This window comes from Nitrosomonadales bacterium (assembly GCA_016716325.1).
Classification (GTDB): Bacteria; Pseudomonadota; Gammaproteobacteria; order Burkholderiales; family Gallionellaceae; genus Gallionella.
This window is the reverse complement of the sequence record JADJWO010000008.1, coordinates 1-19,777: the sequence shown is the minus strand read 5'-3', so window position 1 is coordinate 19,777 and position 19,777 is coordinate 1. Positions and strand designations below refer to the sequence as shown.

The 19,777-nt window shown below is 57.7% G+C and carries 22 protein-coding genes, 2 tRNA genes and 5 pseudogenes; 5 read left to right on the top strand and 24 right to left on the bottom strand.

Annotation, left to right across the window (positions count from 1 at the left end):
* Nucleotides 1–45 precede the first annotated feature (45 nt).
* Nucleotides 46–119: transfer RNA gene (locus tag IPM27_12480), tRNA-OTHER, on the top strand.
* A 41-nt stretch (nucleotides 120–160) separates the two neighbouring features.
* Here the strand turns inward: IPM27_12480 and IPM27_12475 are convergent.
* From IPM27_12475 to IPM27_12425, 11 genes and pseudogenes are all read right to left on the bottom strand, one after another.
* Nucleotides 161–496: a hypothetical protein gene (locus IPM27_12475; GenBank protein MBK9162298.1), complete on the bottom strand. Its 336-nt coding sequence runs from the start codon at nucleotides 494–496 to the stop codon at nucleotides 161–163.
* Between the two features lie 52 nt (nucleotides 497–548).
* On the bottom strand, nucleotides 549–722 hold the full coding sequence (locus IPM27_12470) for a hypothetical protein (protein MBK9162297.1): 174 nt from the start codon (nucleotides 720–722) through the stop codon (nucleotides 549–551).
* A gap of 11 nt (nucleotides 723–733) precedes the next feature.
* Nucleotides 734–1,141, bottom strand: a complete 408-nt coding sequence (locus IPM27_12465; protein MBK9162296.1) for a hypothetical protein — start codon at nucleotides 1,139–1,141, stop codon at nucleotides 734–736.
* Between the two features lie 50 nt (nucleotides 1,142–1,191).
* Nucleotides 1,192–1,688, bottom strand: a pseudogene (locus tag IPM27_12460) (arsenate reductase ArsC).
* Nucleotides 1,689–2,056: 368 nt separating this feature from the next.
* Complete coding sequence (locus tag IPM27_12455) at nucleotides 2,057–2,434, bottom strand: CHAD domain-containing protein (protein MBK9162295.1); 378 nt, start codon at nucleotides 2,432–2,434, stop codon at nucleotides 2,057–2,059.
* Nucleotides 2,435–2,515: 81 nt separating this feature from the next.
* The gene (locus tag IPM27_12450) at nucleotides 2,516–3,439 is read right to left on the bottom strand and encodes a CYTH domain-containing protein (GenBank protein MBK9162294.1); all 924 of its coding nucleotides are present in this window, start codon (nucleotides 3,437–3,439) and stop codon (nucleotides 2,516–2,518) included.
* An 11-nt stretch (nucleotides 3,440–3,450) separates the two neighbouring features.
* Complete coding sequence (locus tag IPM27_12445) at nucleotides 3,451–3,600, bottom strand: hypothetical protein (protein MBK9162293.1); 150 nt, start codon at nucleotides 3,598–3,600, stop codon at nucleotides 3,451–3,453.
* Between the two features lie 28 nt (nucleotides 3,601–3,628).
* Nucleotides 3,629–4,910, bottom strand: a pseudogene (locus IPM27_12440) (NAD(P)/FAD-dependent oxidoreductase).
* 91 nt (nucleotides 4,911–5,001) lie between these two features.
* Nucleotides 5,002–5,699, bottom strand: a pseudogene (dnaQ, locus tag IPM27_12435) (DNA polymerase III subunit epsilon).
* Complete coding sequence (gene rnhA, locus IPM27_12430) at nucleotides 5,692–6,147, bottom strand: ribonuclease HI (GenBank protein MBK9162292.1); 456 nt, start codon at nucleotides 6,145–6,147, stop codon at nucleotides 5,692–5,694. The pseudogene dnaQ and the gene rnhA overlap by 8 nt, the downstream one beginning before the upstream one ends.
* Nucleotides 6,144–6,895 (bottom strand): annotated as a pseudogene (locus IPM27_12425) (methyltransferase domain-containing protein). Before IPM27_12425 ends, rnhA begins: the two are co-directional and overlap by 4 nt.
* Before the next feature lie 23 nt (nucleotides 6,896–6,918).
* On the opposite strand from IPM27_12425, the pseudogene gloB reads away from it, so the two are divergent.
* Nucleotides 6,919–7,680, top strand: a pseudogene (gloB, locus tag IPM27_12420) (hydroxyacylglutathione hydrolase).
* A 250-nt stretch (nucleotides 7,681–7,930) separates the two neighbouring features.
* A tRNA-Ser gene (locus IPM27_12415) sits at nucleotides 7,931–8,021 on the top strand.
* 291 nt (nucleotides 8,022–8,312) lie between these two features.
* On the opposite strand, the gene IPM27_12410 is transcribed toward IPM27_12415, so the two are convergent.
* Nucleotides 8,313–8,651, bottom strand: a complete 339-nt coding sequence (locus tag IPM27_12410) for a helix-turn-helix domain-containing protein (GenBank protein MBK9162291.1) — start codon at nucleotides 8,649–8,651, stop codon at nucleotides 8,313–8,315.
* A 205-nt stretch (nucleotides 8,652–8,856) separates the two neighbouring features.
* Here IPM27_12410 and IPM27_12405 point away from each other — a divergent pair, with 205 nt between their 5' ends.
* Both IPM27_12405 and IPM27_12400 read left to right on the top strand, forming a co-directional pair.
* Nucleotides 8,857–9,099, top strand: a complete 243-nt coding sequence (locus tag IPM27_12405) for a hypothetical protein (protein MBK9162290.1) — start codon at nucleotides 8,857–8,859, stop codon at nucleotides 9,097–9,099.
* A 133-nt stretch (nucleotides 9,100–9,232) separates the two neighbouring features.
* Complete coding sequence (locus IPM27_12400; protein ID MBK9162289.1) at nucleotides 9,233–9,427, top strand: Lar family restriction alleviation protein; 195 nt, start codon at nucleotides 9,233–9,235, stop codon at nucleotides 9,425–9,427.
* 26 nt (nucleotides 9,428–9,453) lie between these two features.
* Here IPM27_12400 and IPM27_12395 read toward each other — a convergent pair whose 3' ends face one another.
* From IPM27_12395 to IPM27_12340, 12 genes are all read right to left on the bottom strand, one after another.
* On the bottom strand, nucleotides 9,454–9,744 hold the full coding sequence (locus tag IPM27_12395; protein ID MBK9162288.1) for an integration host factor subunit beta: 291 nt from the start codon (nucleotides 9,742–9,744) through the stop codon (nucleotides 9,454–9,456).
* 10 nt (nucleotides 9,745–9,754) lie between these two features.
* A complete protein-coding gene (locus tag IPM27_12390) occupies nucleotides 9,755–10,291 on the bottom strand; it encodes a hypothetical protein (protein ID MBK9162287.1) in 537 nt (178 codons plus the stop codon).
* The gene (locus tag IPM27_12385) at nucleotides 10,288–10,947 is read right to left on the bottom strand and encodes a hypothetical protein (protein ID MBK9162286.1); all 660 of its coding nucleotides are present in this window, start codon (nucleotides 10,945–10,947) and stop codon (nucleotides 10,288–10,290) included. The genes IPM27_12390 and IPM27_12385 overlap by 4 nt, the downstream gene beginning before the upstream one ends.
* Nucleotides 10,944–12,014: a tetratricopeptide repeat protein gene (locus IPM27_12380; GenBank protein ID MBK9162285.1), complete on the bottom strand. Its 1,071-nt coding sequence runs from the start codon at nucleotides 12,012–12,014 to the stop codon at nucleotides 10,944–10,946. Before IPM27_12380 ends, IPM27_12385 begins: the two co-directional genes overlap by 4 nt.
* A 360-nt stretch (nucleotides 12,015–12,374) precedes the next feature.
* Nucleotides 12,375–12,671: an HU family DNA-binding protein gene (locus IPM27_12375; protein MBK9162284.1), complete on the bottom strand. Its 297-nt coding sequence runs from the start codon at nucleotides 12,669–12,671 to the stop codon at nucleotides 12,375–12,377.
* A gap of 45 nt (nucleotides 12,672–12,716) precedes the next feature.
* The gene (locus IPM27_12370; protein ID MBK9162283.1) at nucleotides 12,717–13,121 is read right to left on the bottom strand and encodes a hypothetical protein; all 405 of its coding nucleotides are present in this window, start codon (nucleotides 13,119–13,121) and stop codon (nucleotides 12,717–12,719) included.
* Between the two features lie 8 nt (nucleotides 13,122–13,129).
* On the bottom strand, nucleotides 13,130–15,211 hold the full coding sequence (locus IPM27_12365; GenBank protein ID MBK9162282.1) for a conjugal transfer protein TraN: 2,082 nt from the start codon (nucleotides 15,209–15,211) through the stop codon (nucleotides 13,130–13,132).
* Nucleotides 15,211–16,461 carry a hypothetical protein gene (locus tag IPM27_12360; protein ID MBK9162281.1) on the bottom strand — a complete coding sequence of 417 codons (1,251 nt, stop codon included), beginning with the start codon at nucleotides 16,459–16,461 and terminating at the stop codon, nucleotides 15,211–15,213. The genes IPM27_12365 and IPM27_12360 overlap by 1 nt, the downstream gene beginning before the upstream one ends.
* Nucleotides 16,407–17,057 (bottom strand): type-F conjugative transfer system pilin assembly protein TrbC, encoded by a 651-nt coding sequence (gene trbC / locus IPM27_12355; GenBank protein MBK9162280.1) that lies wholly within the window; start codon nucleotides 17,055–17,057, stop codon nucleotides 16,407–16,409. The genes IPM27_12360 and trbC overlap by 55 nt, the downstream gene beginning before the upstream one ends.
* A gap of 55 nt (nucleotides 17,058–17,112) precedes the next feature.
* Entirely contained in the window at nucleotides 17,113–18,126 is a 1,014-nt protein-coding gene (locus IPM27_12350) for a TraU family protein (protein ID MBK9162279.1), read from the bottom strand.
* A complete protein-coding gene (gene traW / locus IPM27_12345; GenBank protein ID MBK9162278.1) occupies nucleotides 18,110–18,733 on the bottom strand; it encodes a type-F conjugative transfer system protein TraW in 624 nt (207 codons plus the stop codon). Before traW ends, IPM27_12350 begins: the two co-directional genes overlap by 17 nt.
* A 138-nt stretch (nucleotides 18,734–18,871) precedes the next feature.
* Complete coding sequence (locus tag IPM27_12340; GenBank protein MBK9162277.1) at nucleotides 18,872–19,717, bottom strand: hypothetical protein; 846 nt, start codon at nucleotides 19,715–19,717, stop codon at nucleotides 18,872–18,874.
* Nucleotides 19,718–19,777: the final 60 nt, after the last annotated feature.

Sequence of the window (19,777 nt, the reverse complement as noted above, 5' to 3'; positions counted from 1 at the left end):
TTGACGGCGCGCGCGGCCTTATGCTTTAATCCGCGCCCTCGAAAAGGGCGGTTAGCTCAGCGGTAGAGAGCACTGCTTCAAGGCAGGGGTCACTGGTTCGAACCCAGTATCGCCCACCATTACAGCCAAGGACTCGGTCGCAAGCCCGGGTCCTTTCCCATCATTCGCCTGCCCGTACCAGCCCTGACTCGCATTGGCGACCTTCACCACCATCAGCATCACTGGAACCTCGATCAGCACGCCGACCACGGTCGCCAGCGCCGCACCGGACTCGAAACCGAACAGGCTGATGGCGGTAGCCACCGCCAGCTCGAAGAAATTGCTCGCACCGATCAGCGCCGAGGGTGCCGTGACGCAGTGCACCACACCCAGGCGGCGGTTCAACCAGGGCCAGCCCGGAATTGAACAGCACCTGGATCAGGATCCGCACGGCCAGCATCGCGATCACCAGCGGCTGCGCAACGATGGCGCTACCCTGCAACGCGAACAGCAGCACCGTGTCACCAGCAGCGCGCCCATCGAACACGGGGCGATATGCGCCATCGCACTCAAGCGAACGTCTTCTCGCCCTTCGCCAGCAAGCGGTGGCGCAACAATTGCGCGGTATTATGACCGGGATCGCGATGTAGAACACCACCGAAAACGAACGGCAACTCCCCGCCGCACCGCATACTGGCAATGCCAAGCAGCAGTCCCACCAGCGGCGCGAAAGCGAAGATCATGATGTAGTCGTTTAAGCCACCTGGGATAGCGTGAAATACGGGTCGCCTTTCACCAGGTTGCTCCACACGAACACCATCGCGGTATACGGAGCTGCGGCAAGCAGGATCAGGCCTTTTTGATGTAGCTGTCGGTTTGATCCTGCGGCAGGCCATCGGCAAACACATGGCGGATGAACAGCCAGCCGAGGAAGGCCATCGAGAACGGTTTGACCGCCCAGTTGACGAACAGCGTAGCGACGCCGATGCGCGCACATGCGCCCTGACCTGATGCAATGCGCCGAAATCGATTTCAGCAACATCGGGATGATCATCACCTTACACCAGCACGCCGACGAGAATGTTCTTTGGCGACTTCCAGCGGCAATGGCATGGAACGCCTCTGGCAATAACTCGCCGAGCAGCACGCCGATAAAATGCATGACGCGACCCACACGGTTAGATAACGCTGAACAGGTTCATGGTCAATCCCGATGCGACCGATCTCGGCCAGTCTCTCTTTCAGTGTGAGTCCATCCAGCTTCGATGGGCAGGCTCCATGAATAACCGGATGCGGCGTGCCAGTTGCCCGCCGCCTTATTGAATGCGGCACGGCGCGCGTTCGTCGCCCTCGATTGCGCCGGGTCGGGGATGCCCCAGTGTGCCGTGGTCAGCCTTTTCCCGGCCAGACCGGCCAGACCTCTCCCGCCGCGTTGTCGCATTGGTCAAAGATGAAATCGATTTCCGGCGCACCGGGCGCGGCGAATTGTCCCAGCTTTGCTGCGCAGGCCTTCGAGGCTGTATCCCCGTGTTTGCAACCATTCCAGCGCGCCCGGATTGACGCGGTCTAGTTATGCTGCCCGGCCTATGCCCTGGACCGTCCCTGCCCAGTTCGTTGAACAACACTTCGCCGAGAATGCTGCGCGCGGAATTTTTGGTACACAACACCAGCACGTGGTGGTTTTGTCCTGCAAGATACTCTCCATGGATGAGTTTGATTGTTTTGTCTTCGGCTGACAGGCAGCCGATCGCCACCGCAACAGTTCTCGGTCAGGTACGCCACGATCCCGTTCATCGCCGTAAAGTTTGCCGTAATAGATAGCGCCCTTCCTGGGTTCTGCTATCCACCAGCCCGGCATGACTCATGGTCCTGAAGTGGAACGACAGTGTCGCTAAGCATGAGACTTTCAGCTTCTCGGCCACCTGCCTCGCCGCCAACCCTTCCGGGCCGCACGCAACCAGCAACCCTAGATCGCCAGCCGGGTCGGCTGCTCCAATGCCTTCAGCGCCTGTACCACCGGAAGTATTTCCTATTTTACATTTCCATTGTTAAACAGTTATTAAAATATCGAGCAATGTTACCGCAAAGGACAGACATGCGCAAAGCCTAAGTGGATCTTCTCCCAGAAAGGGCGTTGCCTGGCAAAACGCCGCACAATCTTGTGCAACGAGGCGAACTGGCGGAGTTCCAGGTCGTTGGCGATCCACCCTGCAGCCAACGATCGCCTCCTGATGCGCCGACAGGCTCCGGTCAGCCGCAGATTCGTCCAACAAACGATGCGCGACCGCAATAATTCGTTGGATCTGGCCGAGCACCTCCTGCACCTCGCTGAGCGCCAAAGGAAGGCGCGGCTTTTCTTCCTGCCATATATGCCGGAAAAGAATTCGGCGCTATACCTCGGTTTCTTCGCGAGAATGCGCATCGCGTGCAACCGCTCCGCATCAAGGGTATTCAGGTGCGCATGGAGCGGGCGAACCGTTTGTCCAGCCTGCGCAAATGCCGCATCGAGAAGTCATCCACCTGCAGGGCAGCGCCTTCATTCTGCCGGTACGGGGCCGTTCATCCAGATGGCAAAACGCAGCATCAGCCGCTGCATCGCGCGCGCGCCTCCCCGCCAACGCGGCGTAGCAACCGTCGCGCTGCCGCTCGCTATGGGCCAACAGCGCCTGCAGGCGCCATGCCCCGGCCATGCGCGCACATCGGCCGGATCGTCTGGTCGATGAACACGTCCCTCGCGGCGTATCCGCCCCAGGTCGACGCACATCGCCGCCACCTCGCCGGACAGTGCGGCAAGCCCGTCGTCGGCCCGTATCTTCCCGGCCATGCGCAACACCACGCGCAGGCGGCGCAACGCAACGCGAACCTGATGCAGATATTCCGCATCGTCGCTCCACATCGCCCCGTGCAGATTGCCTTGCAGATGGGTCAGGCAGGACCAGGCCAGCGTCTGCAACGCATCCGCCAGCCTGCAGGTTCCGGAAAGACCGGGCGCGACGGCCTTGACTGGTTGCTCGACGAACCCGGACAGCAGCCAGTAACCCCGCTCCGCCTTGTGACCGTTTCGAGTTCGAACGGCGACCTCGAGTATCGCCAGCGCCAGCTCGAACAGGTGGCGCGGGTCGCCGGATTTCAACTCCAGTTCCAGTTCGCAGATCGGGACACTGTGCTGCTCGGTGCGCGCCTCGCCGTGATCCATGCAGACCTCGATCGACGAGCCCTGCCAATCCAGCAAACGGCTGGAACGGAAGAAATCGGTGACGAACACCAGCTGCAATTCATCGCGCCACGACAGCGGCAACAGCGTGTCCCATTCCGCCGCTTCCGGCATGGAAAAGTCCAGCGCCGCCCGGCTTACCGACCCCTCCCCCTCGTGGCGTTCATGCAGGCCGCCCTTGAGCGTTCCGCCGCCCTTCAGGGTTTGCAGCCATTGCCTCCCGGCACGGCGCAGGCGCAATGCCATCCTGGCTTTGTTCAGAGCCAGCGACGGGTGTCGTAATAGATATTGTGGAGGTGTCGGGTGACAGGTCGTGCGAGCTGGTACGTGCGCAACAGGGGATGCCGTTTCAGCCGTGCAAGCTGTTCCGGTGCGAGGCGCAGCTTCAGTTCGGATTCGATGGCCATCACGCTCCCCGTTTGCGCATCCCGTTCCTCATGCCCGGCGCATCCGCCGATGGAATGTTGGTGGAATCATACCACCCTGCCCCGCCGCATGACCCGAAGCCCATGCCCACTGGAAGTTATAGCCGCCCAGTTGCCCGGTGACGTCCACCACCTCGCCGATGAAATACAGCCCGGACACCTGGATGCATTCCATCGTCTTTGACGACAGCGCGCGTGTCGACCCCGCCGCAGGTCACCTCGGCCTTGCCATAGCCTGCCGTGCCGGATGGCAACACTTCCCAGTCGTGCAGCCGTTCGGCGATCCGTTTGCGCTGTTTGTCGTTGTACTGGTTCAGCGGCTGGTTATCGATCCCGGCCTGATCGGCAAGCTGCGCGCACCAGACATCGGCAAAGCTCTTCGGCAGCCATTGCGCCAGGAAATTGCCGAGCAGTTTCTTGCTGCCCTTCTGTTCGTCGAGCACAGCCGCCATATCGCGTCCCGGCAGCAAGTCGATATGCAACGGCTTGCCATGCTGCCAATAGGAAGAGATCTGCAGTATCGCCGGACCGCTCAAGCCGCGATGCGTGACCAGCAGGTTCCGCGGAACGATTGCCTGCCGAAGCTCACCACCGTATCGACGGAGACGCCGGTCAGGTCGGCAAAAGGCTTCCAGTCGTCCGGGGCAAGGTCAGCGGCACCAGACCGGGCTTGAGCTTGACGATGGGGATGCCGAACTGTTCCGCGATGCGGTAACCGAACGGGGTCGCGCCGGCCTTGGGGATGGACAGGCCGCCGGTCGCGATCACCAGCGAGGCGGCATCGAATTCGCCGCGTGTCGTATCGACGTAGAACTTGTGTTCCACCTTCCCAGCCGCGCCCTGCCCGCCGCGCCCATCGTCCAGCGATCCGCCTTCGGGAGACGGGTAATACTTGACCTCGCCGACCTCGCAATTCATGAAACGCTTCACGCCCGCCGCATCGCATTCCCCGCGCAGCATCGCGATGATCGCGTCCGAGCCTTCATCGCAGAATAACTGCCCGAGTTCCTTTTCGTGGTATCCGATGCCGTGCTTGTGCAGCAGCGCAATGAAATCCTGCGGCGCGTAGCGCGCCAGCGCCGACTGGCGAAATCCGGGTTGCCGGAAATGAAATTTTCCGGCCCGCTGCCGAGGTTGGTGAAATTGCAATGCCCGCCGCCGGAAATGCGTATCTTCTCGGCGAGCTTCTTCGCATGGTCGAGCAACACCACGGAACGGCCGCGCTGGCCGGCCTGCAAGGCGCACATCAGGCCTGCCGCGCCCGCGCCGATGATGACCACATCTGTTTTCATGTCGGATTCCTGCGCCCGCGAGGGGCGCGTTGATTGAAGTTGAGTACGGACAAAAAACCGTCCGCGAAAAACACGAAAGAACTACCGGACTTCAGGCCACGCCTTCGATCCGTTTCCACAAACACGCGCCCTTGCTCGCCTTGTCGATATCGTCCAGTTGTTGCGCATGCCCCGCCAATTCCTCCGCGCTCGGCGGCAACACCCTCGGCCTGGGACAGGATGCATCCGTGCCCAACGCAGCCAGTTGGCGCCCGGATACGGGATCGTCGCCGAGCAGGCTTTCCTGTCCGCGCGTCATCGCGAAATACACCTCGGCGAGCAATTCGGTATCCAGCAGCGCACCATGCAGCGTGCGATGGGTATTGTCTATCTCATAGCGGCTGCACAGCGCATCCAGACTGTTCTTCTTGCCGGGATGCATTTCGCGCGCGAGCTTGAGCGTATCCACCACCTCGTTCCGCAACGGCGGCAAGCCGGCCCGTTCCAGTTCGTGATTCAGGAAGGACAGGTCGAACGGCGCGTTATGGATGATGAGCTCCGCGTCCTCGATGAACTCCAGGAAGCCGGTCGCGATGTCGGAGAATTTCGGCTCGTTCTGCAGGCGTTCATAGGTCAGCCCGTGGATCCTCACCGCATCCTCCTCGATCTCGCGTTCCGGATTGAGGTAGCGATGAAAACGGCTCTGCGACACCTTGCGTCCGTCCAGCTCGATCGCCGCCAGTTCGATGATGCGGTGCCCCTGCCGGGGTCCAGTCCGGTGGTCTCGGTATCCAGCACAATTTTACGCATCTTCATTCTCCCGCACGGACTCCACGCCCCGGTTCGCCAACTCGTCGGCGCGCTCGTTGCCGTCATGCCCGGCATGTCCCTTGACCCAGATCCATTCGATCTCGTGCTGCGCCGCCAGCGCGTCCAGCCTGCGCCACAAGTCCTCGTTCTTCACCGGCTTCTTGTCCGCCGTCTTCCAGCCGCGCAGCTTCCAGCCATGCACCCATTCGCTGATGCCCTGTTGCACATACTTCGAGTCGGTATGCAGCTTCACGCGGCAATGCCGCTTCAGGGCTTCCAGCGCGGAGATCGCCGCCAGCAGCTCCATGCGGTTGTTGGTGGTGTGCGCCTCGCCGCCGAACATCTCGCGCTCCTTGCCCTTGCTGCGCAACAGCGCGCCCCATCCGCCCACGCCGGGGTTCCCCTTGCATGCGCCATCCGTGAATATCTCGACCACGTCCTTGTTCATTGCGGATCAGCCTCGCTGCGTTGCGAAATCCTGTTGTTCAGTTTCGGCGAGACCGGCAACAGTTTGCTCACCAGCCCCTCGTTCCATTGCGGCTTGATCAGCCGCATCCCGTGCACGCGTTTCACCGCATGCAGAAAATACACCCCGCCGCTCACCGCCCACCAGCGGTCCCCTGCCGCCTCCATGAACGCGCAGCGCTCCAGCCATTTGGCCTGGTGGAACGGCGGCGCATAGGCCGCGAAACGCCCCCCCACCACCTCGAAACCCAGCAAGGCCAGCCAGTCCTTGAGGCGCGACAGCGCAATGAACCGCCCGCACCACGGATAACCCTGCCGCCTGCCCAGCGCGCGGTGCAGCCCCACATGCTGCGCGGATTGAAACCGCTGATGACCAGACTGCCTTCCGGCATCATCACCCGCTCCACCTCGCGCAAGATCTGGTGCGGATGTTCGGCAAAATCGAGCGTGTGCGGCAACAGCACCATATCCATGCTGGCACTCGCGAACGGCAACTCCGTACAGCACAACCGCACCGCATTGCCGGCCTGGCTGCCGGCACTGAAGCGCAGCGGCACGCGGCTGCCGCGCAGGAAATCCTGTTCCGGCGAACCCATCTGCACCGCGTTATAACCGAAGATATCGCTCACGGCGTGGTCGAAGAACGCATACTCCCGCGCCAGCACATAGCTGCCCTGCTCGGTGGCAAACCATTCGCTCAAACTCTGCGCGGTTAACTTACAATTCGGCATCGCCTTCGTTCCGTGAATCATCCATGTTCCAGATCACCGCCATACCCGCCCTCAAGGACAACTACATCTGGGCGATCCACAACGACCGTCATGCCGTCGTGGTCGACCCGGCGAGGCCGCCCCGGTATTCGCCTTCCTGCGCGGGAACGGCCTGCAGCCCGTCGCCATCCTGTGTACCCACCGGCATGCCGACCACATCGGCGGCATCGCGGAACTGCGCGAAGTATACAACGTGCCGGTGTGCGGACGGCGGCATGCGAACAATCCGCACGTCACCCGCGACCTGCGCGAAGGCGACCGCATCGAACTCGACGCGCCCGGCCTCGCGCTCGACATCATCGAGATCCCCGGCCACCTCGACGACCACATCGCCTACCTTGCGCCGGACATACTGTTCTGCGGCGACGTCCTGTTCGGCGCGGGCTGCGGCAGGAACTTCGAGGGGCAGCCTCGCGCAGTTGCACCATTCGCTGCAACGCCTGGCCGCACTGCCCGACAGCACCCGCGTGTACTGCGCCCACGAGTACACCGCCGCCAACCTGCGCTTCGCCCTCGCCTGCGAACCGGACAACCCCGACGTACGGCAACGCATCGCCGAAACCGAACGGCTGCGCGCCGCCAACCTGCCGACCCTGCCCTCCACCATCGAACTGGAAAAGGCCACCAACCCCTTCCTGCGCTGCGCACAGCCGGAAATCCTCCGCACCCTGCAACAGAACGGCCTGGACGACCACAGCGAACTCGGCGTATTTACTGCCCTGCGCGAATGGAAGAACCACTTCTGATTGCGGCAAAAGGCATTCTGGTTTATCCTGCGCGCCCTTTCGGATAACCAGCGACTTGGCGGCTTTGCCGCCTGGTCGAATGGCTAGTAGCTCCACCAGAGGTGGATGAGCGGTTTAAGTCGCACGCCTGGACAACACGCTGCGTAGCGGCTTGTTGCGGCGTAGGCTAACGTGAGCGCAGCAAACGTTAAGCTGCGAAGCTGCGGCCGTAGCCAAAGCGTGCCCGAAAAGTAACACAGCAGTACCATCTGGAGAGGTGGATGAGCGGTTTAAGTCGCACGCCTGGAAAGCGTGTGTGGGGTAATACCCCACCGCGGGTTCGAATCCCGCCCTCTCCGCCAGTATCACAATAAAAACCCGTATAGCTCAATGCTTTACGGGTTTTTTATTTATAAAACCCACATGCCAAAATATTAATTCTCAAGCCCCCTTACCTATGGAATATTGCCAAAATTTTCCATCAGTGTCCCCGTTTTGTCCCCGAATGTCCCGCCGTATCCCGACGCAACTGTCCCCGTTTTGTCCCTGAATCAGACGCAAGCCATCCCGGCACTCAATACTGAAGCCTATTGATACAGATAGCTGGATCATTGCTTGTACCGCGTTTGCGGTGGATAGGCATGAGGCTCAGTTCAAGATCGTAGGGTACGATCAGGCAAGTCCATAGCTTTGCGTAACTCGGATTTTTTGGGGCGACCGACCCGTCTTGGCAGTTTGTCAACTGGAAGCGCGGTAATTGATGATGTTGATGGAATAGATTTGGGCCGTCGTTGGTCAATGAATTCAGCAATATCGGAGATACAGACATACCGACGACCGCCGATCTCAATAGTTGGGAGCAGTTCTTTTCCTTCGGCTCTAAGGTTTCTTAGAGTCTTTACCGAGATTCCTCCGACAATCTCACCTGCCTGTTTTTCTGGCACCACCGCCATTCCTCCGGCAGCAGCACGAACTACGTCAAAGGTATTCATCTCTATGAAGCCCGCGATTCACATCCATCAACCCCGAAGCTCGTTTCAAATACGGAATGAGCTGGTGTCTTGAAAATGGCCTATCAAAGATATATGCCATTTAGGAATCATAGGGACGCCACAAGATTATTCGGAGTTGAAATGTGAACTCGGAGGACGCATTTCAGCCTCGCGTTCTTTTTGCGTGGCGGTACGATGAACTACCATGATTGCGAAAGAACATCGGATGCGCGCCACTGAACACCAAGATAGCCTTGCCCTTCTGACTAGCCGCCACAGCGGGTTGCTACTTCCACTCGCTGCTGCGGCACAGGAAATCGGCATCAACCCAAGAACTGCTCACAACCAGATCAGCAAAGGTGTCTTCCCGATACCAACCATTCTTCGAGACCGTCGCCGGTATGTTCATATCAACGAACTGGCCAGCTACCTTGATGGCCTTCGCTAGTAAGTCGGCGAGGTCAGATACTTATCCAGAAACGCATCCCCTCAAAGGGGCTGACGGAGTGATAACGCCGTCATCGAGATCGAGCGCCTCGTCCCGTATTTTCATATACTGATGACAAACCAACGGAGGAGTTATGAACAATCTCGACGTATGTCCGTTCTGCGGTAGCCCGCACACGAAATCCTGTGAAGTGGACATCAACGGATGGATGGTGGAATGTATGGGGTGCCGTGCGACGGGACCTATTGGTCGAACAGAGGCATTATCCGCTGCGGCCTGGAATAAGCGCTTTATGGAATCGCAACCGGTTTCAACAACATCTGCCTGACGCACGTCCTGCTTCAAAGATTTATTTCACTTCCCTGCTGCAAGGATAACGCGTTCACGCAACTCCTTGCCCGGTTTGAAATGCGGCATGTACTTGGCAGGCACTTTCACTTTTTCGCCGGTCTTGGGGTTCCGCCCCAGACGTGGAGGCCGGTAATTCAGGCCAAAGCTACCGAAGCACCGAATCTCGATACGCCCTCCACGTAACAGCACCTCGGACATGGCATCCAGAATCACTTTAACGGCAAGATCAGCATCCTTGCTGAGCAGTTGCGGATGCAATTCGGCCAAGCGATTGATGAGGTCTGAGCGGTTCATGCTTCAGCCTTCAATGTAAAATTGTCGGTAGTTCATCGTCTTCCTTCTTTGGCAGTAGCTGCATAAATCGGCCACCAGCTTCCGTGAAATAGCGGAATTCGACTACCCCGATTGTCCGTTTCTTCTTGGAAATTCCCTTGGGCTTGATCTGTTGCTGCGCAACCCATACCCCACGCCTCGTTTCCAGCGCAAGCGAACACACATCTATCGCGTAGGGCGATGCACCGATGCTTCCATACTTGTCGAGGATTGCGTCCATCTTCGATATTTTGTCTGGTCGAAGCGACCATGCTTCCATGATCGTGAACACAAAATCAGCATCCAATACCGACGCCGCTGACTGGATCATCCGCGCAGACTGGTCTTTGTCCTCGCCGCTGCCCGGCTGAATCATCACTGGGATGACTTCCTTTGTGGTCAGATTGCCAACGAACGCCATTGCCTGAAGCTTTTCGCCTGCCTCCAGGAAGCCCCGCGCTTTGTCAATCAGCGAACTGATGATGTCCATGTAAGCCTGCGGTGGCGTGCTGATCGGCGCCTCTATCATTTTTTCCTCAATATTTGCCACCGGTCATGTAAACCGGGGAAGGTGCGGTGATGTTCGTTGAGCGCCAGCGTCTCGGCATCGAGGCGTTCAAAATCGGCGCTGAGCACGTCGAAAAACTCATCGGTCGCCGTGCTGCCGCCTTTCTCTTCGCCTTCGAGAATCATAACCTGTCCAGAGCGCATCGCGTGAGCGACCTGTTCGCCGAATGGCGTGTTGAGGTTCGGCCAGACCAGCAGCACCATGTCAAAATCGCCGGGGAGCAGTGCCACCGCGTCGCCGTGGTGATCGAGGCGAAACACGGATCGCATTGGATAGCCGCGCTTCTTGTCGCGGGGTTGCCGATAGTCCGTCCAGTCGGCGGCAGTGATTTCAATTCCCTGTTGCGCAAGTTGGTCGGCCAGCCAGCCGGAACCACTACCGGCTTCGAGCATCTTTTTCCCTTTGCACAGGGTTGCCAGTGTGAAAATGCATTCTGCCGTAAATAGGCAGAAGCCGAATTCACGGTTGTAGCGCTTGCGTTGTTGATAGAGCACATCGTATCCATCTGACTGATCCAACAGGTCGCCAGAAGCATATGAAGCGGCAGGCAAGCCGGGAAGCAATGACTCTGCCTGTTCAGCAGCTTCAAGCTCGGCTTGAATGCCGGGGGGTGTCACTTACCGGCCATACCCTTGGCCATCTCATACTCTCGCTGTAACCCGGAGCCGCAATCGACTTTCGGGTCGAAGATCGCCATGCCAACGTGCATGTAGCAAAGGAGTTGCAGACCAGAAAAATCCCCGTCGAGGTTGGTGAGCGAATAGCGCTTCAAGGGATTGTTGATTTCCAGCCCGGACTCGCCAAGCCGCGCAATTTCCATAGTCACACGCCCAACTTGCTCGCGCGGAATTTCGGCGAAGCGCTTCATGGCACCCATCATGTATTCCACCGCATCCGGGCGATACCCATCATCCACAGACTTGCGGAGATCAGCCTGTCCTGCCCGATTCAAAATCTGCTTGGCATCTTCAGCGAACTGCGAATCTGGAAAACGCTTTGCCACGTCTTTATAGACCTTCAGCGCTTCCTTTTTGTGTGTATCTATCGTGTCGAGGCAGCGTGCCAACCCCATCAGTACCGCCGGATTATCTGGTGCCAGTGAAGTGGCCTGGCGGAAATACGGCAATGCCTCTGCGTGCTTCCCTGCACGCGCCAAGGTCGCAGCGAGGTTCTGCTTGATTAGGGCATTGTTGGGCTGGATTTTCGCAGCCGTTTTAAGCACGAATTCAGCCTCGTCGTAGCGCTCAAGTTTGGAGAGCGAAACGCCGATGGCGATGGCAGCGTTGTCGTAGCTCGGATCAAGGTTAAGGCACTTGTTCAGCGGTGCCAGTGATTCCTCGACACGGCCAAGCTCAGACAGTGCTACGCCGTAGTTAAAGCAGATGTCGGGGTCATCGAGCATGCCATACATGGCTTCCAGCCCCGGTAGCGCATCTTCGATATAGCCGTGATGGAGTAGCCCCATCAGATAAGTTTTTGGTTCAATGCCCTGCTGCGGCACCGCGACAACGCGTACCATCCCATCGCTCACGACCACCGCCGCAGTCCATCCCTTTGCAGCGTACTGCATGGCGTAATGCATGATGACCGCCTGCTCAAAACCCGGATCGGTGGTTGGCGGCAAGCCGGTCAGATCAAGTGATGTGAGGGGACGTTGAAAAATCTCTGGTGCTTGCTTATGCATATACGATAGCTTTCAGTAGTGCGGGGTACTCACTTGGGGGTTCGGTGACAATCCCACGAGCATCCTGCATCTTCGGCGATGCCATTGAAGTCGAAGATGGCCAAGATTGGCGTGGGATTCGATAATAACCGAAACAATATCTGTTGTATAAGGTGGATCGCCGAGGGAACCATAAGCACAACTTTTTCAGCGGGATGGAGGCCGCATTGGTAGCGGAACCAGCCAGCGGATTTCCACGTGGCGCCTGACATGTATCGGTTAGATGATTAAATCAGGAAGTCTGGGACAACCGCCCCACTACTGACGGATAAAAATTCCGCTTTGCAAGTAGCGCAGCGATTGTAGTCTGCCGGAATGAGTTTATTTCTTCTTGGCCTTACCCTTGCTGGCGACTGCCTGCTTGAAGGTGGCGCCAGCAGAAAACTTCGGCACTGTCGTCGCTGCGATCTTGAGCTTCTCGCCGGTTCTCGGGTTCTTGCCTTCGCGCGCCGCGCGCGCTGCCGGCTTGAATGTGCCAAAGCCAATCAGGGCTACCGAATCTCCCTTGGCAACAGCCGTTACAATTTCGTTAATCAGAACATCCAAGGCACGGCCAGCAGTCACTTTGGACAGATCGGCTTTGGCAGCCAGCGCTTCAATCAGTTCGGATTTGTTCATTGAGTTTCTCCACAGTTGGTTGTTTTATGAAAGGTGAATCTTATCTCATTTTTGCATGGGTTGATTGCGTGAAAGCGCTCGTGATGCCGCGTCGAGATCAATCCCTTCGGTCGCTGGTTGCCCGTCACGGCACAGGTTGAGTTCGTAGCGAATTACAAACGGAATCAATTTTCCATCCTGGGTCGGCACCGCATCTTGCATCAAGGTCGCTTGCAGGCGAGCACAACCTGCTTCGGCAAACTTCTGCACTGTCCTGACCTGAACCATCACGGGCGCAGAGGAACGTGTCTGTGCCTTGAAAAATTCGGCCATTGCCCCGCTCAACTCTCCATCGGACAGCCCATTGGGCGCATCAATCGCCGCGATCAGATGCTGTTTCAAATCTGCCGCAAGAATATCCTTGCTCCCGAGAAGAGCGAAAAAACAGAGAGCCATCGTGAGTGCTTTCATAGGTCTGTTCATGGGTTGTAGTAGCTATTGACGCGTTGCTGGACGGTGCTCTGGACGTTCTGCCCGAAAGATGAAGCACTTGGCACATTCACACTGGCGGAGATTTCCTGGACGAACTCGCTCATGTCGATGCGGGAAAAATCGAGTTGCTCAAACTCCGACGTGGTAAATCCAGAGCAGTCTGGCCCCTCGGCGCTGCCCCATCCTTTGCCCACCTGCCCCCTGCCCTGTTCATTGATGATCCGGGCCAGGCGAGAGTTGAAGCAGCAATACGATTCTGTCTGCTCGATACAGGTTTTAATGATTGGCACGCGCGCAGAGCAGAATGAGCCAACATGAACGCATAGGTTGGCATCCCTGTGCATCGCCAGAAGCTGCTCGGATTGTTCGCACGACAGAAGTTCCGATATCAGTTGAATTGCCACGGCTGCCGCCAGTGAATAGGGGTCAAAGTACAGATTGAAGCTCCCCAACGATCCAAGCGAATAGACAGGGCCACCGAGCAGGCCGCTGGTTACCGTTCCCGTGGAAAACGTCATTCCATAAAAGCTGAACGACGGCTGAAAATCTGTAGGTGTAAAAAGCACCTCCGATGAAATCATGGCCTGCGCTCCCGCTTCGATATAGCTGGAGTACTGGGGGTACATGAAGTCGAACATGTATTTGCTGCCCGCATTGATCGCCATCTGACCACCGGCAAAAGCACCCTGAACGGCCGTCGACATCAGCACGTTGTTGCTTCTGGCCGCACCGCCACCGCCCTTCTTGCAACAATTCACCAGGCCAAAAAGCTTCTTGCGGCACTGCTCCCCCACCCCTTTGAACAGTCGCTGATCCGCACCATAGACACCTGCCTCGCGTGCCGCCTCCATCGAGGCCATCGCTTTCCCGAAATCCAAATCGGCAGGATTACTGGTATCGAAGCACCCGCTCCCACCTTGGCAAAACGATCGCTGATCACAAACCGTGCGCTGGGTCTGTGATGCCGGCGAGGTCTGGCACGAGTAGGTTCTCTCGCTCATGTCGCATGCCCCGGAATCCAACTGGTCAATGCATTGAGATGAGACCTGTGTGCAACCCCGATCAATCAACTCCTGACAGTCGTTGGTCAGCGTAGTACCAGCACAGGTGTAATCCTCGGAGCGAGCCCAACAGGAATCCCCTGAGCTTTGCGCCCCGGCTGGCAATGGGGATACGGTAGTCAGGCAGACCTGCAGGCCGTTAATCGTTTTGCAGGGCGTACTATCGGTACAGGTCGTCGCCGCATGGACGCAATTGCTGCTTTGCGCGAATGAGGTGCACTGGCTGGTATCCAGTGTGTTCGACGTGATGGTGTAGGACGTATTGAGCTCAACCACTGTCGGGGTGCTCGTCGAGGCCGTGACGTTGGTGCATTGATACCGTCGGGTATATTGGTTGCATGACCCGTCGAATGCCGTGCTGTCGCAGGTCGAACTGACCAGCGCACACCCTTCGGTTGCTTTGATGGCCGCGCAATAGTCGATGTGATTCTCGGCAATGCAGGAATAGTCATCCTGATAGCGCCAGCATGTAGCCGTAGAGTTGAGTCCACCCGCTGGCGGCATCACGCCGGCCAGGCACACCGTCGCCCCGCTGGGGTCGACCTTGCATGGCGTCGAGTCGACACAGCTATGCGCCGCCAGACGACAGCGGGAATTTTGAGCATAGCTACTGCACTGGCTGGTATCCGCAGTATCTGTCGCCAGCGTGTAGGTGTTATCCAAGCGAACCGTGTTGGTGGGGGTTCCCTGGCTGGAGCCACATCTAAACGTCTTCGTGTAAGTATTGCAGGTGCTATTGAAGGCGGTATCGCTGCAAGTTGAACTGGTCTGCGCGCAACCAGCCGCCGTCAGAGCCGAACAGTAATCAATCGAATCGGGTTTGATGCAGGTATAGGTATCCTGATACTCCCAACAACCGCCGACGTCTGCCAATGTCACGACAACGCCAGAGATTGTCTTGCTTGCGGTGCTATCAACGCAGGTCGAGCTTTCCAGCCGACAATCGCCGGCGACAGCTTGATCCACAAAGGTCATGAGTAGCAGCGCTACAAACGTCAGTGCCTTCATTACTGTGTTCGCTGTTGCAAAGTGGCGCACTCATTGGATACCCAACTGCTGACGGTTTTCGACATCGGTAGTTGGAGTGGCGCCCCGGTTCCAGTCCCCCCGGAGGAATTGCACCCGGAACTGACATTGCGCATCGAAGGCGTGCAGGTCGTTGAGCTGCAGCTGACGCTGAAATACACATAGAGATTGCAGCCGAACCCGAGGTTGCTGACGTAGTAGTCGGTAACCGACTGCCCGGGAGCTACGGCAACCGGGAACTGGCCGTAGCTCCCATCCCATGGGTAGCCAATCCAGTTGTAGTCGTAGCGATTCACACCGTCATAGGACCGGTAAGGCTCCACCACATACGACAGGCCATCACTTCCGCAGAAGATGTTCATGGCCATGTACGGGTCTACGCACCAACTGCAATCCATGAACGCCGCCCGGCCCAGCCAAGCGCCGGGCGTGCATTGGCCAAATCCGACCGTGGCCGACACCCCACGCCGACAGCTCAACGTTTCATATCCCTGCATCGTCTGGTTGCATTGATAGTTGTAGCTGGTGTTCACCGCAATCTGCCGACCGATGTAGCAAGTGGCATCGCTGAGCGTTTGCATCTGTTCGACACATTGGTACAGATGATGTTGATCGACGGCGATCTGGCGCTCGGTTGAACAGAAATTGCTGGTTACGGGCCGGTACTCGGTACAGACCTCTGTCGAAAACGTGGCTGGCATGGTTTCCGTCACCACACGGCATTGCTCCGTACTCGACCCGATATTGACGCCAGTGACCTGCAAGGTTGGGTTGCTGGCGATGGAATTGGCACGACTGATCAGAGGATCGGTAGCACGATCAATCGAAAAGGCCGGCCGCACGCTCGGGTTGCGCGCCACAAAATTCACCGCATCGCACTCCTGCCGCCGATAGGTGTCGGTGTCCGGCACCTGGCTAGCGCAGTCCGTAACCTTGGTGACACCGGGTCCAGATAGCTGCCCCTGCCCTCCTTGGAACAACTGGGTTTGCGTGGCGCTCTGCCCGTAACCGGGAACCATGGACGCGGCATTCCCGCTACCGATACCCTGAAAGGCACCATTGATCGAGCCTGATCCAAGCGCCCTGCCCTCGGTGAATGCCGTACCTGAGTCATAGCCCTGCGCTACCGCGTTGGTGGGGGTCGCCATGAAAACCATGCCCCAGACAAAAAGGCACCTCATGGACGTGATCCAGCCAATCTTGCGGAATAGCGTCTTGCGGCTTCTGCCCAAGTCGGCGCCTGGCGTTCAATAAGATCGAGGGCGTAGTCCTGACCAACGTCGCCATCAACCTTGATATAGCTTGTAGGAACAGCGCATCCGTCATTTCCAATCTTGGTTGCTTGCGCGGCTCGTGCGATTACCAGCGCCGGGACTTGAGCTACCTTGAACTGTTTGAAGGCTGGTGGATGAATAATGGCCGTGACATTCCGCTTCCCGATCAAGGCAGCCAGCTCCTCCCCCATACGACTCAGGGAGTTACCTTTGAGTCCTCGAAGCACGAGGACGGCACCAGACTTCTCCGACTGGACGACGATTCGTTCAAGCGCTTCCTTCGGCATCGAGAACGAGACGAAGACCATCAGCTCGGGGATGTCAGATGGCATTGCTGCCGTGGGTGGAGACATACGACGATAGGGCTCTGCGATCTGGGAGATATCCGGACTCTTGGCTACTGGCTTCGGTAATGCGTCAGTTTTTGGTACCGACAACGGATTCGCTACTCTTGCCGGCCCCATCCCCTTAAGAGCATCCTCCATGCGTTGCCGCGCCACGCGCATGTCGCCATCGCTTGGCAGCACAGCCTGCGCCCATGCGATGCTCGACACTGAACACGCAATTGAAGCTGCGATGAGTACGCCGCACCGATATCGATTCATGGCTTCAAAACGCTCCCTGGCAGCAGTTGCGTTTTCGGAAAACCATGTAGGCGAAGTCCTCGCCTTCAAAAGGATATTCTTTGCCAGCTCCCCACAGAACCGTTGATCGCCCCAGAGGCTGGCAGCATTTGCCAGCGATCTGCGCCGTCTGCGGGATCGGGTACAGCATCTGGTACTTGTAGCCGGTCTTGTCCATGATCGGCTGCGGATAGTAGCCACAGAGTCCATCCTCGCCGGATGCCGCCCACATCAGCCCCTCACGATGCATCTTCGCAATCAGGCGAGTCATTTCCAGACTGGATGCCTGGACACCACCAATATGTGCCTGCACGTTTCCGTTAAGTGGATAGAGGCTTCCCTGGCATCCCGCACACCAGAACAACGTGTTCAGGGGAAACCCTGCTGTTGCCGCTACACAATCCGCAGCACAGGCAGCACGGGCCGGCAGATTGCCGAACAGAGCGACATCGGGATTGAAAATAAAGGTCAGCTCGTCGTCGTGCCACATTGGATCGAGCTCGGTGAGATAGGCCACATCGAAAGAACTCTGCTCCAGACAGGCATTGTCGAAGATGGCTTCCAGCCAGAAGATGATTGGGTCGATATACCAATGCACCTGATAGAAGGATGAGGTCGATGTGCTGTCCTGGCTGAAGCGCGAACCTCGCGGCGCATCAAACCCGGGATTCAGCTCAACGCCGCCGAGGCTGGCCATGCAAAACGGCTGGCGTACCACATCCACGCGACGAACCGGCTCCCAGAAGCTCACCTTGAACCCCACCCGCAATTGCGACTGGCACATGCAAACGGGAGATCCTCCGGGGTTGGGTGTGTCTTCCTGCCCCATGGATACCAGATCAAGGCCACCGAACCGGATCGGGAGCATGCAACTCCAGCAAATATCCGTAATCGGGTTCGCAAACCGGCCGGTACAGGTCGCGCTCGCGAACACCGGTTGCGAGTTCCCCATGGCGATTGCAAGCACGAGGATGAGAACGAACTCACGGAAGGACTTCATCGACCCTCAGCCTTTTTCCGTCTTGAGTCACTACTGCTGGCACCTGACGAATACCCAAGCGGCGAACCAGCGCTCCGCCCTGGTCGTAGAAGACCCGGTGCTTCCAGTTACGCATGAGATTCAAGGGTTCGCCAGCAACCATGATGGGCTTTGCCGCACCTTTGAGCTTCCGCATCGTCTGTTTTACAAAGGAGACTTGTCGGCGATCACGCCCGTCAAAGAAGATGAGTTCGTCTCTAAGGGAAACATGATCCAGCGGATTCACCTTCAGCCCGCGCGCAAACAAGATTGCGCCGTCCACACCTCGGATGTCGTGATCCATAATCATCGTTGGGACGTGGTAGAAAGTGCGCTTGACTACTGTCGCCTTGAGGCTAGGCACAGGTTTGGGCTTTTCGACTGCACCGATGACACGATCTCGGTATTCGCCTTGCTTCTTGGATAGCTCGCCGTTTTTCTCCATCTGATAGAGGCTCGACTGGATGACTTCCAGCAGGTCAGGTTCAGCGATGTCGTAGGTCGGCCCGACGACACCGAGATCGTCAGCGTGTGCAATAGGCAACAGGCTGATGAGCAGTGAGGCGAAAATATGGGAGTGAATCGACATGAGACCGATTCTGGGCGCGCGATATCAGTGATGGATTTTGAAATGCGAACTTTTAGGGCGCATTTCGATGCCGCAAGTCACATCAGATTCGATGTGCCTTCAATGCTTAACGGGATAAGCAAAGGTAGCCGCTATCGCTTAATCGCGGCGGGCAGGCCGTGGGGGAGAGCACCGCTCAAGTATGCGCTTCCAGCCATTCCTGGCAGCAACGGCCTCTCGAAGAATATCAACATACTCAGCCCCATCAACACGATCATCCGGCGGCATCGGTTCTTCAGCATGTTCTGACAAAAGTCTGCTGCGCGCCGAGCGGGTTTCGCCAAGCTCAAGAATTCGGCTATAGGCTTCGCAGGCATATGCAAAGGTCTCGCGTTTGGCAAAATCGATTTCGAGCAGCCACTCGCGACGACGGGTTTCGGGTAGTCCGAGCGTTTCACGCTTGCAGTTGTGAAAAATATGAGCTGCTTCGTGGATCACGTAATCTTCGAGCGGATTGTTGTTGCTAAAATACTTCATGGACACGAAGCAGGTCGTCTCTTCGCTCAAGCCGACAATGTCTGGAGCACTCTCAGAAAGCGGCTTTGCATCCAGACTTGCGAGGTAGATGTTCGCCAGATCCCACGCGGTCTTGAGCCACGTTGCCTTCTCAAGGACAGTATTTATCGTCGCGGGTGTAAGAAAGACGACCGAGCGCTCAAGCATGTCGAGGATGATAGCTTGCTCCTTTTGCGGAAACAGCCCTTGCACCATGGGTGCAAATTTCTCGCGTGTATTTATGTCCAGGCCGGAATACTCCTGGCATGCAGATACGGCAGCTTGTTCGGCTCGTTCCCGAACTGCTGAAATGAGCGCACAACGCAGTGCGGCATCCCCGTTTATCGCCCTACCAACGACCGAATCACCGGGCCATATCGTGAATAAGATATCGTCGTGGTTGCCACTGGAGAGAAAGCGATCAACTTCTGCTCGTTGCAATGTATTCATCGTTCTGCTGCTGCATTCGTTAAGGGCATGGCGGGTATTCGATAGCAATGAGTCTTCCCC

Bases quoted from the DNA above. Each gene is read 5' to 3' on its own strand.
- IPM27_12470 (MBK9162297.1), bottom strand. From the start codon at position 722: ATGATCTTCGCTTTCGCGCCGCTGGTGGGACTGCTGCTTGGCATTGCC.
- IPM27_12465 (MBK9162296.1), bottom strand. From the start codon at position 1,141: ATGCATTTTATCGGCGTGCTGCTCGGCGAGTTATTGCCAGAGGCGTTC.
- IPM27_12450 (MBK9162294.1), bottom strand. From the start codon at position 3,439: ATGGCATTGCGCCTGCGCCGTGCCGGGAGGCAATGGCTGCAAACCCTG.
- IPM27_12445 (MBK9162293.1), bottom strand. From the start codon at position 3,600: ATGGCCATCGAATCCGAACTGAAGCTGCGCCTCGCACCGGAACAGCTT.
- rnhA (MBK9162292.1), bottom strand. From the start codon at position 6,147: ATGAACAAGGACGTGGTCGAGATATTCACGGATGGCGCATGCAAGGGG.
- IPM27_12410 (MBK9162291.1), bottom strand. From the start codon at position 8,651: ATGAATACCTTTGACGTAGTTCGTGCTGCTGCCGGAGGAATGGCGGTG.
- IPM27_12405 (MBK9162290.1), top strand. From the start codon at position 8,857: ATGATTGCGAAAGAACATCGGATGCGCGCCACTGAACACCAAGATAGC.
- IPM27_12400 (MBK9162289.1), top strand. From the start codon at position 9,233: ATGAACAATCTCGACGTATGTCCGTTCTGCGGTAGCCCGCACACGAAA.
- IPM27_12395 (MBK9162288.1), bottom strand. From the start codon at position 9,744: ATGAACCGCTCAGACCTCATCAATCGCTTGGCCGAATTGCATCCGCAA.
- IPM27_12390 (MBK9162287.1), bottom strand. From the start codon at position 10,291: ATGATAGAGGCGCCGATCAGCACGCCACCGCAGGCTTACATGGACATC.
- IPM27_12380 (MBK9162285.1), bottom strand. From the start codon at position 12,014: ATGCATAAGCAAGCACCAGAGATTTTTCAACGTCCCCTCACATCACTT.
- IPM27_12375 (MBK9162284.1), bottom strand. From the start codon at position 12,671: ATGAACAAATCCGAACTGATTGAAGCGCTGGCTGCCAAAGCCGATCTG.
- IPM27_12370 (MBK9162283.1), bottom strand. From the start codon at position 13,121: ATGAAAGCACTCACGATGGCTCTCTGTTTTTTCGCTCTTCTCGGGAGC.
- IPM27_12365 (MBK9162282.1), bottom strand. From the start codon at position 15,211: ATGAAGGCACTGACGTTTGTAGCGCTGCTACTCATGACCTTTGTGGAT.
- IPM27_12350 (MBK9162279.1), bottom strand. From the start codon at position 18,126: ATGAAGTCCTTCCGTGAGTTCGTTCTCATCCTCGTGCTTGCAATCGCC.
- traW (MBK9162278.1), bottom strand. From the start codon at position 18,733: ATGTCGATTCACTCCCATATTTTCGCCTCACTGCTCATCAGCCTGTTG.
- IPM27_12340 (MBK9162277.1), bottom strand. From the start codon at position 19,717: ATGAATACATTGCAACGAGCAGAAGTTGATCGCTTTCTCTCCAGTGGC.